Here is a 17,409-nt window from a genome sequence, read left to right as displayed (position 1 = left end):
TTTTAGTAATATGGTGCGTTTTTCATGGCAAATTTTTACCTTCCTGACGATGCTAATCAGCAAATTTATTTAGATGCGAATGCAACGACTCCTGTACTTCCTGAAATTGCCGATGTGGTTTCGCACACGATGCAAGTCTGTTTTGGTAATCCATCAAGCTCTCATATTACGGGTATTCAAGCAAAACACTTATTAGAACAAACACGTAACAAAGCACGTGAAGTCATTGGCGCTACCGACGGCGATATTTTATTTACCTCGGGTGCAACAGAAGGTATTCAAACGGCGGTTGTTTCAACGCTTATTGCTGCAAAAAATCATCAAATCGAGAATCCGGTATTACTTTATGGGGCAACAGAGCATAAAGCGGTGCCAAATACGCTAAAACATTGGAACAGTGTACTTGATATCAACGCGCAGGTATTAGCTATTCCAGTAGATAAAAACGGTATTTTAGATCATGAGTTTATTCGTAAACATGCTGCGAATGCACTGATGATTTGTACTATGGCAGTAAACAACGAAACCGGTGTTTTCCAAGACTTAACCACTATTGAGCAAGTTATTCGTAGTGAAAACAATAATGTGGCTTGGATGGTTGACTGTGTACAAGCATTAGGCAAAACCAACTTGGCGCTAAGCCAAACAACCATTGATTACGCCCCATTCTCTGGTCATAAATTGTATGCGCCTAAAGGCATTGGTGTACTTTATATTCGTAAAGGCAGTGCATACACGCCATTTATTGCTGGCGGCGGCCAAGAAAGTGGTATGCGATCTGGTACCGAAAATTTACCGGGCATTGCCGGTTTGAATAAGTTGTTCTCGTTATTGCTTGATAAACAAAACCAGACTTTTAAGCCAATTGAGCAGCTACATGCTTTTCGCGAGCAATTATTAGCTGCATTAACAGACACCTTTGGTAGCATTACGTTCAATCACAGTTTTGAGCATTCGGTGCCAACAACGTTGAACTTTGCGGTGAACGAATTAACCAGTAAAGAAGTGATGGACTTATTTGATGCTGCGGGTATCCGTGTAAGTGGCGGCTCGGCATGCAGCTCAGGTGCAAATCGTAGTTTTGTTTTAGACGCGATGGGAGCCAGTGATTGGCAAAGTGAAAACGCGATACGTATGTCGTTTGGCCCAGCTGTTAATCAACAAGAGATTGATTTTGCTTGCGACAAAATACGTTCTTTAAAGCCGATTCTAGAAGCAAACTGCTTAGTGGTATCTGATAGTACATCGCCGCAACACGAAGTTTGTGCGATTGGCTTAACACAACTTCGCCATCAAGCAGCGTGCTGCTGGCTTTATGTAGACGGCGATAAAAACGCAGTGGTGATTGATCCTATTATCGAGCTTATTCCACGTATGGCGAAACTTGTCGCGACACAAGGTTTAACAGTAAAAGCGATTATCGATACCCATAACCATCAAGAACGTTTATCGGCTCGTTGTTTATTATCAAAAGAGCTCGCAGAACGTTATGTTGCTAATGAGATAGACGAACTTGGCTGGCCAAAAGATTCAGCAACCATCGAATTAAGCGATGCACGCTTAACTAAAGTAGCAACACCAGGTCACAGTGACGATAGTGTTAGCTATTTATTATCAGATACGCAAAGCGGTGACATCAGCTATTGCTTCTGTGGTGATTTAATCTTACCAGGCGGCTTAGGTAACACTGCAATTAGCGGTGGTGATGCTGTGAAAATGGCTCAGTCTTTAAAGCAGCTTGCTATGGTAATACAAGATTCAACGGTGATTTGTTCTGGTCATGATTATCAGCAGTGTTTTGCTATGGATTGGCATGCGCAAAAAGCAACGACTCCGTTACTTGCGCAACTATTAAGTGAGCTAGTATCAGATGATGAGTTTGTTGAATTAAAGCAACAAGCTGATGAGCAAAAGCATACTGTAAGTCATTCTCTATGTGGCTATGTTGAAACACTTGAAAGTGCGCCGATGAAACAGCTAGTCGCAACCGATGCGAAATCAATGTTAGATGATAAGGCAACTTACCTAATTGATACACGTGAACCGTATGAGCATGGAGCGAATAATTTAGCAGAGTTATTCACTGTTGCTGAGAGCAAAGTGATTAACATTCCACTCAGTCGCATGGCAAACGCCATCGTGCAAGGGCAGCTTAAGAAAGACCATAGCTACATTTTGGTTTGCCGAAGTGGTAATCGTTCAAAACAAGCGGCTAACAATTTGTCGCAGTTAGGGTTTGAAAATGTTTATAACTTAAATGGTGGTTTAGCATTGCTTTAACAAGCAATACCAATTCGCTTAATTAAAAAAAGCCGCTATAGAGCGGCTTTTTCGTAACTTGTATAAATTAGGCCGTTGTAGGACCTGAGCTTTCCCGTACTACTAATGAAGGGGTAAAGGTCGTGATGATGTCTTTATCTTGATTACGTGCACCACGGGTTTTTCTAAACAGTAAACGGGCTGCATGCTGCGAAATTACATCATTCGCCTGATGTGCTGTGGTTAGTTTAGGCCAAGTCTGACGCGAGAACGGTGAGTCTTCGAAGCCCGTAATTGATAGCTGCTGTGGAATTTCGATACCCATTAAGCGTGAGGCGAATAACGCGCCCGCTGCCATTTCATCGTTACCGCCAAGTAGGGCTGTGATGTTTTTCGGGTTATTCTCACCTAACAATGCTTTTGCGCCTTCTACACCTGACTCAAAAGAATACTGGCCTTCGTAGATGAGCGCGTCATGCAATGGAATGCTGTGATCTTTTAACGCGGCCTGATAACCCTCTAAACGTTCAGTTGTTGATTTATGCTCTTTGTCACCGCATAAAAAACCAATATTTTTATGGCCAAGCGAGAGTAGGTGAGAGGTGATTTCGTACGCAGCTGCGTAATCGTTCACATAGATACAAGTGTCTTGGTCTTCTTCAGTAGGGCGGCCAGAGAGTACGCGAACATAATGAATGCCCATCTCATCTAGCATATCAATAATGCTATTTTGCTCTGACAGCGGTGGCGTTAATACAAGGCCAGCTAAGCGAGAGCGCTTGATCATGGTTTTAAAGTCTTCTTCCATGTTGCCATCCAGATAGTTACATGGATGAATAACCAGCTCATAGCCTTCTTCTTTACAACGCGACAACACACCGTTTTGCATGTCGATGACATAATAAGCATTCGGGTTGTCATAAACTAAACCAACAGTAAAAGACGATGTGCCTGCTAGGTTACGAGCAGCAAGGTTTGGTTGATAGTTTAACGTGTTAACAGCGTCCATCACTATATCGTACGTTTTTTTTCTGACCGATGGCTCTTTATTAATCACTCGTGAAACGGTTTTCATTGAAACACCTGCGAGCTTGGCTACATCATTAATGGTTACTTTCATACTGTTGCTTTATAGTTGGTTATATTTGTATTATAATATTATCGGTCGGGTATTCACCAGACGCTTTTTCTTATATGTACATCTATATTTAATATAAGTTAGTTAGTGTATCTAATGTTCTACCAAATTAGCAGTAAAATAATTGAGATAATTTTTATGATACCGGTGTCAAAAGAGAAAAATTGCGCTATTATCTCGACTATAAAATGTAAAAGTAGAACATTGACAGCGTTGTCATTTTAACTTAGTGTTGATTTCACACCGTGTTTTTAATTGCTGTCTTTATTCAATATAATAAAAAGATAGTTAAGAATCAGTTTGTTGCAAGTTTTGAAGGGGATTAAATATATGAGCAGCCGTTCGCAATTAGCTAGTTGGCAAGCACTATCTGAAAGTGCCAAGAAGATGAAACAAATTCATCTTAAAGATTTATTTGCCAAAAATAGCACGCGTTTCGAGCAATTCTCTGCTCAGATCCCGGGTGTATTATTCGATTACTCGAAACAACAAATTGATAAAACTGTTTTTGAACAATTAATTGCTTTAGCGAAAGAGTGTGATATTAGCGCATGGCGCGAAAAAATGTTCAGTGGTGAGAAAATTAACATTACTGAAGACCGTGCTGTACTTCACACTGCTTTACGGAACCGCGCTAACACAGCTGTAATGGTTGATGGCGAAAACGTAACAGATGCTGTTAACGCTGAGCTTGCTAAAATGAAAGCCTTTGTTGGTAAGGTACGCAGTGGTGAGTGGTTAGGCTACACAGGAAAAGCAGTAAAAGATGTGGTTGCAATTGGTGTCGGTGGTTCAAATCTAGGCCCACAAATGGCAACAGAAGCGCTTGCTGCTTATGCTGATGGCACATTAAATGTACATTATGTATCAAATGTTGATGGTGTTCAGATTGCATCTGTTTTACAAGGTTTAGACGTTGAGACAACGTTATTTGTTATCTCGTCAAAAACGTTTACCACCTCAGAAACCATGACTAACGCTAAATCGGCTGTTGAGTGGTTTTTACAAACGGCACAAGCGCAAGAGCACATTGCTAAGCACTTTGTAGCTGTAAGCACCAATTTAGAAAAAACAGCGGCCTTTGGTATCGCTGATGAAAACGTATTCACAATGTGGGATTGGGTAGGCGGTCGCTTTTCTTTATGGAGTGCGATAGGATTACCAATCGCCCTGTACCTAGGCTTCGACGCGTTCGAAGAGATCCTAGAAGGTGCGTTTGAAATTGATGAGCATTTTAAAAATGCTGAATTTGAAAATAACGTACCATTATTAATGGCGCTTTTAAGTGTTTGGAACACAAGCTTTTTAGGTTATACAGCGCAAGCTATTTTACCGTATGACCAAGCACTACACATGTTACCCGCGTATTTACAGCAAGGTGAGATGGAAAGTAACGGTAAGCATGTTACTTTTGCAGGTGAAACGGTTCCTTACACGACGGTTCCAATTATTTGGGGTATGACAGGTATTAATGGTCAACATGCTTTTTACCAATGTCTACACCAAGGTAATGTAATTGTACCTGCAGACTTTATTGCTTCAATTGAGCCGCAAGTCAATGTAGGCAAGCACCATGATATTTTATTATCAAACTTCTTTGCACAAACCGAAGCGATGATGGCCGGTGTTGATGCAGAGCAAGTAACTGCAGATTTAACCGCAAAAGGTAAATCTGAAGCAGAAATCTCAGAATTATTGAATCACAAGATTCACCAAGGCAATCGCCCAACAACGTCAATGTTATTAGATAAAGTTGATGCGAAAACGGTAGGACGATTAATTGCGCTTTATGAGCACAAGATCTTCTGCCAAGGCATTATTTTAGAAATCTGTTCATTTGACCAATGGGGTGTAGAGCTAGGTAAGGGACTTGCCTCTAAAATTGAAGCTGAATTATTTGATGATGAAGTCAGTCATCCACATGATAGTTCAACCAATGGGCTGATCGCTTACTATAAGACACATCGTAAGCAGTAAAAGATTCGCAGTATTAGCTGCAAACCGAATACCTTTGAACGGGTAGCGCTGGAGTTCTTAGGGCCTGTATTTTTGTGAGAGGATTTACAGAGCCCCTAAGACTCATTTACTTCAGCCAACATAAAAAGAATGAGTAAGCTACTTACAAACAAATTCAACAGGCTTTGTTAAAGGATATTGTCTAACAGGCCACATCAACCAGATAACAACACGCACTGCCATATTGCATGAATTGGATGAACATGGCATTGCCAATGTAGAGAGTGATATATGTTAAATCCATTTGATATCGTAATTTTTGGGGGCGGCGGTGATCTTGCGTTACGTAAGTTACTTCCTGCAATGTATCGCGCTTATCAAGAGGGCAACCTTCCTCAAGGTTCTCGTATCCTTCCTACGGTACGTGAAGAAAGCAAACGTAAAGAATACATCGAAACAGCACATAAAGCGTTACAAGACTTTTTAGGTAAAGGTGAGTACAACGCAAAAGATTGGAAAGCGTTTTCAGCTTACCTTGTGCCAGTTGTATCAAATGTGACTGAAGCAGATGATGACTGGGACAAATTAAGAGATATTCTTGATGAACACGACGCTGACAAGTCTCGTGTTTTTTACCTTTCTTTACCACCTGCAGTGTATGGTAGCTGCTGTGAAATCTTATCAAAGAAAGGTCTAATCACAGAAACATCTCGTGTTGTTGTTGAAAAACCGATTGGTTACTGTGGTGAATCTGCTGAAGCAATCAATGCAAAAATTGCTGAATACTTCAAAGAAGAGCAAGTATTCCGTATTGACCATTACTTAGGTAAAGAAACAGTACAAAACTTAATGGCACTACGTTTTTCAAACTCATTGTTTGAAAACCTGTGGGATGCAAAATCAATCGATAACATCCAAATTAGCTTATCAGAAACAGTAGGCTTAGAAAGCCGCGCTGGTTTCTACGATAAAGCGGGTGCATTACGCGATATGGTACAAAACCACTTGCTACAATTACTTTGTTTAGTGGCAATGGAATCACCAAATAAACTAAACGCAAACAGCATCCGTACTGAAAAACTAAAAGTACTTGAGTCGTTACGTCCGTTAGTGGCTGAAGATGTTGATGCAAACATTGTACGTGGTCAGTACGTACCTGGTAACTTAGACGGTAAAATCGTCCCTGGTTACTTAGAAGAATTAAACGAAGGTGCGAGTAAAACAGAAACTTTTGTTGCTATTCGTGCGCACATCGATAACTGGCGCTGGGCTGGCGTGCCTTTCTATCTTCGTACTGGTAAACGTATGAAAAAGCGTTGTGCTGAAATCGTTGTTGAATACAAAAAAGTATCTCACAACGTTTATACCGACAACGTAGGTAACATTGAGCCAAATCGTCTTGTTATTCGTCTGCAACCAGAAGAAACAATTCAATTAACACTGATGTCTAAGCGCCTTGATAACCTTGAGATGCAATTAGAACCAGTAACCATGAACATTGAGTTATCGCAAGCGTACAGTAATGGTTTTCATTCAGATGCCTATAAGCGCTTAATGTTAGATGCCGCAGCAAACAACCCGTCGCTGTTTATTCACCGTGATGAAGTGCGTCAAGCATGGAAATGGATTGACCCAATCATCGAGCGTTGGCAAGAAAAAGGTGCACCATCGTTATACCGTGCAGGTACGTGGGGCCCTGAAGATGCAGATGAGCTTTTAGAAGAAAACAACCACGTTTGGTTTAACACAGGCGATAAGGCGTAATTAAGATGGCAACAATTGTTGAAAAATTCTTTGCAAACAAAGACGAATTAACAGCTGAACTTTCTTCAAGCCTTGAACAAAGCCTTGTTGCTGGTATTAAAGAAGATGGCCGTGCGGTATTGATGGTGTCGGGTGGCTCATCGCCAGCACCTGCTTATAAGCACTTATCAAACCTTGAACTTGATTGGGCAAGCATTGATGTTGCTATGGTTGATGAGCGTTGGGTTGATGCTGATCATGAAAAAAGTAATGAAGCATTTATCAAAAGCACGCTATTACAAAACCATGGCGCAGCTGCTAATTTCGTGACAATGAAAAATGACGCATTAACGGCGCAAAACGGTGTAACTGAATGTGAAGCTGCATACAAAGCATTAAAGCGTCCTTTTGATGTGACGATTTTAGGCATGGGCCCTGATGGTCATACGGCTTCTCTTTTCCCTCATGCCGAAGGTCTTGAACACGGTCTAGCAACAGATGATTTAGTATGTGCAATTAATGCCATTGAAAGCGATGTAACAGGTAAAATCACTGAGCGTATGACGTTAACTTTAGCTGCGATTGCAGATTCTAAAGTTGTGAAGCTTTTAATTAGTGGTGAAGAAAAACTCGCTGTTTACAAGCAAGCGAAAGAGGGCGGTGCAGTTGCTGACATGCCTTTACGTGCAGTATTGAATCACCCGCATATCAATATTGAAGTTTATTGGGCGCCTTAATCGCCCAATAAAACTCTATGCCAAAAGCGAGCTATTATGCTCGCTTTTTTGTTTTTAAATACTCACCTTGAATACCAATCCGCAATAATACTTAATCATTTTGAGGGATTAAGCCTGTCGCTAACGGCGTTAAAAATTTCTGATTTAGAACAACTAAATAACGAAATTTTTGCCTTGTTATCAACGAGGTTTTATTGCCTCAAAATAGATCACTTAATTAAGCGAATTGGTATAACAAACAGTATTGAATAAATACACTTTCTTTAAATAGCCGATAAAGTGTTAGACAAGTACAAAGGGGCTCTATATAATCAAAAATGACAACGCTGTCATTGTTGTTGATTGCTATTCTCAATATTCCCTTTAACTCATTCTGCCCAGAAAAAGTTAAAAATAATTTGTACATGACAGCGCGCTTTTAGAAACACGTTAGTTTTTTAAGCTAATTTATTGTTAGATAACAGGTTTTATATAACTTTTAGTTATGGTTAATAAATGCCCAGTGGAAACTAAAGCTTACAAAAATACATGTAATTTTTAGCTAATTTCAAAAACTCATCCTTTTGGTCTTTTCATCTGCAATATCACTCATGCTATATTTGCGCCGTTTATTTGTAACAATTCTTAAAAACTCAATATTAAATATTAGTTATATCAATAACTTGATTATTTCGTTGTAAATTTTTTGCACAAATTAACCAAAAAGATGTAGCACAAATGTAATTTAGAGTGTATGGTTTGTTACTAGATGACAGCGTTGTCATCATCACTGGGCAGAAGTGATATAAAAAACCAACAAAATGATTCAAGGGGAATCCTGTGTTAGCTAAAAATTTTAAGAAAAGCTTATTAGCAGTTAATATCGGCCTCGTAATGAGTGCTGGGTTCACTGGCGCTGCATACGCAGCAGATGAAACTAAAGTTCAAGAAGATGTTGAAGTAATTGAAGTTCGCGGTATTCGCCGTTCACTTGAAGCTTCAATGAATACTAAGCGCTTTGCTGACAGCGTTGTCGATGCTGTATCTGCAGAAGACATCGGTAAGTTTCCTGATGGCGATGTAGGTGAAGCACTAGGTCGTATTTCAGGTGTTGCTGTTAACCGTCAATTCGGTCAAGGTCAGCAAGTGTCTATCCGTGGTGCTTCAAGCCAATTAACACGCACACTTTTAAACGGTCAAACTGTTGCATCAACAGGTTGGTATGACCAACAATCAATCGACCGTAGCTTCAACTATACGCTTTTACCACCTGAATTAGTTGGTGAAATCCAAGTTTATAAATCTTCTCAAGCTGACGTTGTAGAAGGTGGTGTTGGTGGTACTGTTATTGTTAACACTCGTAAGCCACTTGATCTTGACGCTGGTACAACTTTCTTAAGTGCAAAAGCCGACTACGGCACAATCTCTGAAGAAACAGACCCTCAAGTTTCTGGCTTATTTAGCTGGAAAAATGACGAAGAAACATTCGGTTTATTAGGTTCAGTATCTTGGGCTGAAACAAACTACCAACGTAACGGTATCGAATCACTGATCGGTTGGGGTGATATTGTTCCTACTACGTTCCAACAAGAGCGTGAACGTACAGCATTAAATGCAACTTTCCAGTATCGTCCTACAGAAAACCTAGAGCTAGGTTTAAACATCATGAGCCTTGAGTTAGATGCAAACAATGCAAATACCTCAAACTTCGTAATGTTCCCTGACGACAAAGAAGCAGCTTGTGAGCAAACAAATGCATCAGGTACATGTACTTTCTATCGTCGTACTGGTGAAGGTGTAAATCCAGGTTGGACTCAAACTTGGGCACGTATTGCGAGCATGTCATCTGACACAGCTGATTTCAGCCTTAAATACGAAGGTGAAAACTTCACATTAAAAGGTCGTTTCGGTACAACTGAATCAGAAGGTGGTACAGACCTTACTGCAAACTACGGTAACTTCATTGGTGTTCCATCTGATTACGCGGGTACTTATGATGCAACTGGTGATGTGATCAAAATTGATATCAATAACAAATACTTTGAAGCATCAGATTTTGCAGGTCCATTATCTCCAGCTGGTTGGGCACTTAAAAAGCAACCTAACACAGATGAAGAAACTTACGCACAGTTAGACCTTTCTTTCCCTGTTGATTTTGGTGCTATCACAGCAATCAAAACAGGTTTCCGTTGGGCTGACCATGAAGTAAAACAAGAGACTTACTCAACTACTTTAGTTGATACATTACCAACTGGTGATGGTGAGACTTACTACTCAGGTACTATGTCATCAGGTGCTGGTTTCACTTTACCAAAGCCAGATTTTGACAAAATGGTAGCAGATGCACGTGCTGCAATTGTAAGCTTCGATAATGATTCAGCTGTATACCGCTCAGGTTACGGTACAATTGAAGAAGAGAACTTTGCAGTTTACGCAATGGCAGAGTTCTCTGCAGAATCTATCCGCGGTAACTTCGGTTTACGTTATATCTCTACAGATGCAGAATCAGATTACTACGGTTTTGCAAACGGTGAGTACGAAAGCTCTCTAAGCACAGATAAAGCGAGCTACAACGACGTATTACCTAGCATCAATATCGCTTTCGATTTAGCTGAAGATGTAATTTTACGTACCTCTGCAGCACAAGTAATTGCTCGTCCTAACTACACAGATATGTTCTCTGCATCATCTTTTGCAGGTTACGCTGATGGTACAGCAAATAACGAAGTACTAACTAAAGGTAACGTAGGCCTTAACCCATTCAAAGCAACTCAAGCTGATTTAGGTATTGAGTGGTACTTTGATGGTGACGGTATGGTAAGTGCAACTTACTTCTTCAAAGACATCACATCATTTGTTACTTCAAGCCAAATCTTGAATCAACAAATCGGTGTTGTAGACCCAGATACTCAAGGTGATAACTGGACGCTATCTACTAAGCTTAATGCAAGTGGTGGCCAAATCGAAGGTATCGAGCTACAAATTCAAGATGGCTTTGACAGTGGCTTTGGTTACTCAGCAAACTACACATTCGTAGATGCACCATCAGAAGCTGAAAACTACCCAGATATGATCCCATTATTCTCAGATTCGTCTAAGCATACTGTGAACTTAGTGGGTTACTATGAAACAGATACTTACTCAGCACGTTTAGCTTATAACTGGCGTTCAGAGTACATGATCCGTGAGCTTCCTGGTTTCTACGGTAACCGTGAGCACCAATCATACGGTACTCTTGATTTCAGTGCTAACTACAGCGTAACTGATAACATTGACGTAACGTTTGAAGCTGTTAACTTAACTGAAGAAGACAGCGTACAAATCGGTGTTGCTCCTTCTGATGCAGAAGTAGTTCCTGAGCTTCGTAACGGCTACCCAGCATGGAGCTTTGAAGGTGAAGCACGCTACAAGCTAGGTGTATCACTACGTTTCTAATTTGATTTAGATAACGAAATTAAGAAAGCCCAGCTCGCACTGGGCTTTTTTGTGAGTAATACCAACCCGCAATAATACTTAGTCATTTTGAGGGATTAAACCTGTCGCTAACTGCGTTAAAAATTTCTGATTTAGAACAACTAAATAACGAAATTTTTGCCTTGTTATCAACAAGGTTTTCTTGCCTCAAACTAGACCATTTAATTAAGCGAATTGGTATAAAAGTGGGCGAGTGAAAATGATAAAAAAAATCGCAATTGTTGGTGGCGGAACAGCAGGTTGGTTAGCCGCTAACCATTTAGGCCATGCGCTTTTGCAAAGTGGCATTGAGATCACGTTAATCGAGTCACCTAATATTGCCAGCATAGGTGTCGGTGAAGGTACTGTTCCTTCGATGCGCAACTCTTTGCAAAAGTTTGGTATCAGCGAAAGTGACTTTATCAATGAATGTGATGTTACTTTTAAGCAGTCAATCAAGTTTGTAAATTGGCTAGATAAACACAAACATGGTGCTAACTTTTACCATCACTTATTTGATCACCCACATATATTTGGTGAAGATTTAACGCTGCAGTGGCTTGCTGAGGGTAACGGTAATGATTACGCAGATTTTGTTTCTAAGCAGCATGCATGTTGTGAAAATAACCTAGCACCGAAAACAATTGCGACACCGCAATATGCAGGTATCAATGGCTATGCCTATCATTTTGATGCTAAAAAGTTTGCTGCATTCTTAGGAAGCCATGCCACGCAACATTTTGCTGTTAAACACCTGCTTGCAGAAATAAGGGATGTTAGCTTTGATGAGCAAGGTTTTATTACACATCTAATCGACTCAGAAGCTAACGCCTTAGAATTTGACTTTATTATTGATTGCTCCGGTTTTTCGGCTGCCTTTATTGGGCAAAAACTAGGGGTGGGCTTTGTTGATAAGTCAGCTAGTTTATTAACTGATACTGCAATCACATTGCAAGTACCGACACAAAGCGATGATGAAATACCACCTTATACTATTGCTACGGCACACCAAGCTGGTTGGATCTGGGATATTGCGCTCACAGAGCGAAGAGGAGTGGGGTTTGTTTATTCATCTAAGTATATGAGCGATGAGCAAGCAAACGCTAAATTGCATCATTATTTAGGTAATAAATTTGAGCACTTAACGCCACGAAAGATCCCGATGAAAGTAGGGCACAGAGAAAAAATGTGGCACAAAAACTGTGTGGCTATCGGGTTGTCGCAAGGCTTTGTTGAGCCTCTTGAAGCAACTGCCATCTTAATTGCAGACTTTTCTGCGGGGTTATTAGCTAAACGTTTTCCGCGTACCCGAGAGGACATTAACTTAGTTGCTGATGAATACAATCAGCAGGTGAATTATGTATGGCAACAAACGTTTGATTTTATAAAAATGCATTACTGTATTTCGGATAGAACTGATTCGGCTTTTTGGCGTGATAACAAAAAAACCGACCAGTTATCAGAAAAACTAAAAAATAACCTAGCACGCTGGCAGCGCTTTACACCGGTACGCGAAGACTTTGCTAGTAAGTTCGATTTGTTCGACTTAGAAAACTACTTATACGTACTGTTTGGTATGCATTATGTACCTGCCAAACAGCAATCTAAGCAGAGCGACAATCAACAAGTTGCTGAATTTAAACAGCAGCGCGTCAATCAGCTATTAAGCGAGCTACCTAAGCACAGAGAACTGTTAGATAAAATAAAGAAATTTGGCTTACAGAAGTACTAATTTTATTAACTGAGCTGGCTAATACGTATTAGCCAACTCAGTCGATTCTAAAAAATGAGGAGATAGATAAACGACTGTTATTTAGATCATTACAGTACTTTTTGTGATTTAAAAGAGCTGCGCTATGTAATAGATTACTTTTATAAATTACGAGCCTATTGACCTTGGCTTCAACATCCACAACTTTTTCAAAAAGCGCTGTTGTTTCATTTAAATAGCCAGGATGAGTTGCGCTGTGTTTTTCTGTATCAGCAATCATGTTATGCACGCTATTTTGGTTATCAGCCGTCACTTTAATAATGTTCTCAGGTAGGTATTTATATATGCCTGTGCCACCCCATTCTTTGTCTGACAAATAATGCACTGCTGCAAATGTTTTATCATCCGTTGAATCAATATGTGGCATACGCTGCAAGGTATTTAATTCATCCGCATTTTGAGTAACTAATGAAAGCTTACAGCGGTGAAGATATAAATTATTTTCACCGCTTGTAATGATTTCTTGCTCTAAAAGCTCGTTAAGTAGCTGCTCAAAAGCTCGGTAGTAAGGCGCAGGCATTTCATCTCGTTTGCCAGGGTATAGAGTGCCATCGCTGCCAAAAGGCTGGAAATAGGCTGTCTCTGTGGCAAATTGATAAATAGGCTCAACGCTGTGTAAAAAGTCATCAACAATAATAACGGCTTCATTAATTTCACCAATAAACACTTGGCTTACTTTATAGTCTTTATTTAATTGATAGCCTTCCATTGTTTGCCCCAGTCTTTCCATAATTGTGGAATATACTAACAAAAATAGTGGCTTATGCGTGATAATATTTACTTGCTTATAGCTTGTTTTTTCATCACTTAAGGTTAATTAGCAACATGGGTAAATTTGTTAATTTATAATGTACAAACTGCCACAAAATTTTCACTTCCTTTTTGTTGCCAAAACCTATAGGCTTTGGGCACTAACAGCAAAAACATATTATAAAATTAATGGAGCAGTATCATGGCGGAGCAACAAGTACAGCCTTTACATAACGAAAAACATGCCAACACTAAAATTCAAAATGGCATCAACATTGAGTTCATGAAAACTCAGCACTTAGTACCTGTGGTTGCACACGAATTTGCACGCATCGCAAATGAATTCCCAATGGCATTTGTTAAAAACAACGAATCAGGTAAATTTCAAGCAGTTGCTTTATTTGGTCTAGAGCCGGGCGAAAACCTTTTCATTCAAGACGGCAAATGGACAGCTGCATTTGCACCTATGTCTATGACTCGTTACCCACTTGGTCTTGTTAAGCATCCAGAAGCTGACCAATTTGGTATCGTAATCGACGAAGCAAGCCCACTTGTAAGCGAAGAAACAGGTAATGCACTTTTCGAAAACGGTGAAGAAACTGAATACCTTAAGCGTCGTAAAGAAGCACTTGTTTCTTTCATCGAGTTCTCTCAGGTAACTGAAGCATTCACTAAGTACCTTGCAGACAAAGAACTACTAGTAGCTCAAACGCTAACTGTAGAAATCAAAGGTGAGAAAAAAGACATCAACGGTATCTACCTTGTTGACGAGAAAAAACTTAACTCACTAGGTGATGAAGAGTTCTTAGACCTTCGTAAGCGTGGCTATTTAGCACCAATCTACTCTTTCTTAACGTCTACTCACCAAGTAGCACGTTTAGCACGTTTAAAAGCAGCTCAAGCTTAATTTTAAACGGCTGAAAAAAAGCGCCATTAGGCGCTTTTTTTGTTTCTTTCGTCTGTTAAAGCTTGAAAACCAGCGACGAATTATTCACATTGGGCTTACAAACTAAAATAAATATAAGTGCCCCTATGTTAAAAACATTACTCACCTCAGCCATTGCCCTTAGCGCATTATCATTTAGTACTTTCAGCCATAGTAGTGATCAACCTTTCGCTATTGCTATTCATGGTGGTGCTGGAACAATTGAAAAAAGCCGCTTCACGGCAGAGCAAGAAAAAGCTTACCGTGCAAAACTAAAAGAAGCCGTTGAAACAGGCTATGCTGTGCTCGAAAAAGGCGGTGAGAGCCTAGATGCCATTACTGCGGCAATTAATGTGCTGGAAAACTCGCCGTATTTCAACGCTGGTCGCGGTGCTGTATATACTTATGACGGTGCACATGAGCTTGACGCATCGATTATGGATGGTCGTACACGCCAAGCAGGAGCTGTTGCTGGGGTTAAACACATTGAAAACCCAATTAACTTGGCGCGCTTAGTGATGGAAAAATCAGTGCATGTTATGCTCAGCGGTCAAGGTGCCGAAGAGTTTGCAAAAACTCAAGGTATGCCGCTGGTTGAAAACAACCTATTTGATACTGAGCACCGCTATAAAGCCTTATTAAAAGCAAAAGAAAAGCTCGATAAACAAAAAGTCACCAGCAAAGACTACCAAGCTGCACACAAAGCCCTGCCAGTTAATTACAAAATGGGCACTGTTGGAGCGGTTGCACTTGATAAAAACGGTAATATCGCCGCAGGTACCTCTACAGGTGGTATGACAGCAAAACGTTTTGGTCGTGTGGGTGATTCACCTGTGATTGGTGCAGGAACCTTTGCTGAAAATGAATCATGTGCAGTATCTGCGACAGGTCATGGTGAGTATTTTATTCGCTACAATGTCGCAGCTGATATTTGTGCTCGCGTAAAATACCAAGGTAAAACCATTGTCGAAGCAGGTAACGAAGTGATCCACGATGTATTAATGCCTGTAGGGGGAACTGGTGGTGTGATCATCATTGATGCTAAAGGTAACATCAGTTTGCCGTTTAACACCGCTGGTATGTATCGTGCGAGTAAATCGAATACATCACCAACGTATGTGGGTATTTTTAAAGACGAGTAATTACCTGTAACGAATCTTCAGGCAATAAAAAACCTAGTTTCACAACTCGGTTTTTTATTGCCACCAAAGTTATTGGCGATTAATTTTTACCTTGAAAGGTGTTTCATCTTGATTCGTTGAGCGATAAGGGTTGATATCTAAACCGCCACGGCGTGTATAACGGGCATACACTTCAAGCTCTTCGAGGTTTAACTGCTGCATTAAATCGCAGTAAATACGCTCCACACATTGTTCATGAAATTCGTTGTGAGTTCTAAACGAAATTAAATATTTTAATAAGGCTTCATGGCAAATCGCTTGGCCTTTATAACGAATAATCACACTCGCCCAATCAGGCTGTGAGGTGATCAAACAGTTCGATTTTAGTAAGTGACTATGTAGGGTTTCTGAGACAATCTCATCACCATTATGGCGAAGTGAGCTGGCATCAATATCATAGCTAGTGATTTCGATATCCAGATCATCAATACATTCGCCCGGTAACGCTGAAAATGGCAAACAATTGAAATCATCAGCTTGGTATAAAGTAACGATCACCGGTGCATTTACCGCATCTGACAAGTCTTTGCTAAGCGCTTGATGTACGTCATCCGGCGTCTCAAAACGTGTTTGATTAAAGCTGTTTAGGTACAATTTGAATGACTTTGACTCAATGATGTGACTGCTTTGACAAGGAAATACAAACGTTGCCACAGCGACCATTGGCTTACCCTTGCTATTTAGCCACGATAATTCATAGCCAGTCCAAATATCTTGGCCTTTAAAAGGTAAGTTATCTTCGCTAACACCTAATGCATCACGGTTTAATTTACGGGCAATAGGAAACAGTAAACTGGGTGTGTAGGTATCTACATACTCTGTGCTTTTACCAAGAACACTGTTTTTCAGTTCGGGTGAGTTGCTGTAATCTGTCATCTTTACACTTTTGTAGTTACAATGGCGGCATTATACCTAAAGCCAATGAGTTTCGCAGTATGTCTGTTTCTACAAAATTAGATAAGTTACATCAAGCATTTAGTGAAAAATGCCTCGAACGCACAGGAAAGCTTCCTGTTATTGAACATGATACAGCATGGCCAAGTCCATGTGAGCAGGGCGAAGTAGATGAGCAGGGGCTTATTCAGTGGTGTGCAGTTCCACAGCAACCTGCTGGCAGTTTAGAAGACTTAGCCAAGGCACTAGAGTTATCGTTTCCTGAAGATTTAAGCCCATTGTTTGGTCATGTCTATGCGGGTAATTTGTTATTGAGTATTGATGATCATCACATTGAACTGCTACAAGCATGGAATGAAGATGATTTTAGCCGCTTACAGCAAAATATTACCGGTCACGTGTTAATGAAGCGCAAGCTAAAGCAGCCAGAAACCGTATTTATTGGTCTTACAGAGCAAGATGATCTGCTGATCACTGTATTAGTCGAAAGCGGTGAGGTTTGCTTAGAGTATGTGGGTAAAAAACCACATCATGTGCTAGCGAATAGCATCAGTGAGTTTTTAGACAAAGTAACGGTGTAAATTCAATAAGTAAAAAGGGGCGGTTGCCCCTTTCGTGTATCT

The 17,409-nt window shown here is 40.3% G+C and carries 12 protein-coding genes; 9 read left to right on the top strand and 3 right to left on the bottom strand.

Features of this window, described 5'->3' with window-relative positions; genetic code table 11:
- The first annotated feature begins 24 nt into the window (after window positions 1-24).
- A complete protein-coding gene (locus CWC02_RS08995) occupies window positions 25-2,280 on the top strand; it encodes an aminotransferase class V-fold PLP-dependent enzyme (RefSeq protein ID WP_138617778.1) in 2,256 nt (751 codons plus the stop codon).
- Between the two features lie 67 nt (window positions 2,281-2,347).
- Here CWC02_RS08995 and CWC02_RS08990 read toward each other — a convergent pair whose 3' ends face one another.
- Window positions 2,348-3,379 carry a LacI family DNA-binding transcriptional regulator gene (locus tag CWC02_RS08990; RefSeq protein WP_138617776.1) on the bottom strand — a complete coding sequence of 344 codons (1,032 nt, stop codon included), beginning with the start codon at window positions 3,377-3,379 and terminating at the stop codon, window positions 2,348-2,350.
- Between the two features lie 348 nt (window positions 3,380-3,727).
- Here CWC02_RS08990 and pgi point away from each other — a divergent pair, with 348 nt between their 5' ends.
- The 5 genes from pgi to CWC02_RS08960 all read left to right on the top strand — a co-directional run bounded on the left by pgi (window position 3,728) and on the right by CWC02_RS08960 (window position 12,997).
- Complete coding sequence (gene pgi / locus CWC02_RS08985; protein WP_054553731.1) at window positions 3,728-5,374, top strand: glucose-6-phosphate isomerase; 1,647 nt, start codon at window positions 3,728-3,730, stop codon at window positions 5,372-5,374.
- Window positions 5,375-5,644: 270 nt separating this feature from the next.
- Window positions 5,645-7,117, top strand: coding sequence for a glucose-6-phosphate dehydrogenase (gene zwf, locus CWC02_RS08980; protein ID WP_054553730.1), 1,473 nt, complete (start codon window positions 5,645-5,647; stop codon window positions 7,115-7,117).
- Between the two features lie 5 nt (window positions 7,118-7,122).
- Complete coding sequence (gene pgl, locus CWC02_RS08975) at window positions 7,123-7,833, top strand: 6-phosphogluconolactonase (protein ID WP_138617774.1); 711 nt, start codon at window positions 7,123-7,125, stop codon at window positions 7,831-7,833.
- An 873-nt stretch (window positions 7,834-8,706) separates the two neighbouring features.
- Entirely contained in the window at window positions 8,707-11,247 is a 2,541-nt protein-coding gene (locus tag CWC02_RS08965; protein WP_171041571.1) for a TonB-dependent receptor, read from the top strand.
- Window positions 11,248-11,485: 238 nt separating this feature from the next.
- Window positions 11,486-12,997 (top strand): tryptophan halogenase family protein, encoded by a 1,512-nt coding sequence (locus tag CWC02_RS08960; RefSeq protein WP_138617770.1) that lies wholly within the window; start codon window positions 11,486-11,488, stop codon window positions 12,995-12,997.
- A 37-nt stretch (window positions 12,998-13,034) separates the two neighbouring features.
- Here CWC02_RS08960 and CWC02_RS08955 read toward each other — a convergent pair whose 3' ends face one another.
- Entirely contained in the window at window positions 13,035-13,745 is a 711-nt protein-coding gene (locus CWC02_RS08955; protein WP_138617769.1) for a DUF6445 family protein, read from the bottom strand.
- 243 nt (window positions 13,746-13,988) lie between these two features.
- Between CWC02_RS08955 and CWC02_RS08950 the strand changes: the two genes are divergently transcribed.
- Complete coding sequence (locus CWC02_RS08950) at window positions 13,989-14,693, top strand: SapC family protein (protein ID WP_138599996.1); 705 nt, start codon at window positions 13,989-13,991, stop codon at window positions 14,691-14,693.
- Window positions 14,694-14,818: 125 nt separating this feature from the next.
- Complete coding sequence (locus CWC02_RS08945; protein WP_138617767.1) at window positions 14,819-15,853, top strand: isoaspartyl peptidase/L-asparaginase family protein; 1,035 nt, start codon at window positions 14,819-14,821, stop codon at window positions 15,851-15,853.
- A 69-nt stretch (window positions 15,854-15,922) separates the two neighbouring features.
- Here the strand turns inward: CWC02_RS08945 and queF are convergent, their stop codons facing one another.
- Complete coding sequence (gene queF / locus CWC02_RS08940; protein WP_054553726.1) at window positions 15,923-16,768, bottom strand: NADPH-dependent 7-cyano-7-deazaguanine reductase QueF; 846 nt, start codon at window positions 16,766-16,768, stop codon at window positions 15,923-15,925.
- A gap of 59 nt (window positions 16,769-16,827) precedes the next feature.
- Between queF and syd the strand changes: the two genes are divergently transcribed.
- A complete protein-coding gene (syd, locus tag CWC02_RS08935) occupies window positions 16,828-17,367 on the top strand; it encodes a SecY-interacting protein (protein WP_054563617.1) in 540 nt (179 codons plus the stop codon).
- Window positions 17,368-17,409: the final 42 nt, after the last annotated feature.

This window comes from Pseudoalteromonas sp. S2721 (assembly GCF_005887425.1).
In the GTDB taxonomy this organism is placed as follows: domain Bacteria; phylum Pseudomonadota; class Gammaproteobacteria; order Enterobacterales; family Alteromonadaceae; genus Pseudoalteromonas; species Pseudoalteromonas simplex.
Note: the sequence above shows the minus strand (reverse complement) of the source record. Positions and strands in the feature narration are given on the sequence as shown.

Bases quoted from the DNA above. Each gene is read 5' to 3' on its own strand.
- CWC02_RS08995 (WP_138617778.1), top strand. From the start codon at position 25: ATGGCAAATTTTTACCTTCCTGACGATGCTAATCAGCAAATTTATTTA.
- CWC02_RS08990 (WP_138617776.1), bottom strand. From the start codon at position 3,379: ATGAAAGTAACCATTAATGATGTAGCCAAGCTCGCAGGTGTTTCAATG.
- pgi (WP_054553731.1), top strand. From the start codon at position 3,728: ATGAGCAGCCGTTCGCAATTAGCTAGTTGGCAAGCACTATCTGAAAGT.
- zwf (WP_054553730.1), top strand. From the start codon at position 5,645: ATGTTAAATCCATTTGATATCGTAATTTTTGGGGGCGGCGGTGATCTT.
- pgl (WP_138617774.1), top strand. From the start codon at position 7,123: ATGGCAACAATTGTTGAAAAATTCTTTGCAAACAAAGACGAATTAACA.
- CWC02_RS08965 (WP_171041571.1), top strand. From the start codon at position 8,707: ATGAGTGCTGGGTTCACTGGCGCTGCATACGCAGCAGATGAAACTAAA.
- CWC02_RS08960 (WP_138617770.1), top strand. From the start codon at position 11,486: ATGATAAAAAAAATCGCAATTGTTGGTGGCGGAACAGCAGGTTGGTTA.
- CWC02_RS08955 (WP_138617769.1), bottom strand. From the start codon at position 13,745: ATGGAAGGCTATCAATTAAATAAAGACTATAAAGTAAGCCAAGTGTTT.
- CWC02_RS08950 (WP_138599996.1), top strand. From the start codon at position 13,989: ATGGCGGAGCAACAAGTACAGCCTTTACATAACGAAAAACATGCCAAC.
- CWC02_RS08945 (WP_138617767.1), top strand. From the start codon at position 14,819: ATGTTAAAAACATTACTCACCTCAGCCATTGCCCTTAGCGCATTATCA.
- queF (WP_054553726.1), bottom strand. From the start codon at position 16,768: ATGACAGATTACAGCAACTCACCCGAACTGAAAAACAGTGTTCTTGGT.
- syd (WP_054563617.1), top strand. From the start codon at position 16,828: ATGTCTGTTTCTACAAAATTAGATAAGTTACATCAAGCATTTAGTGAA.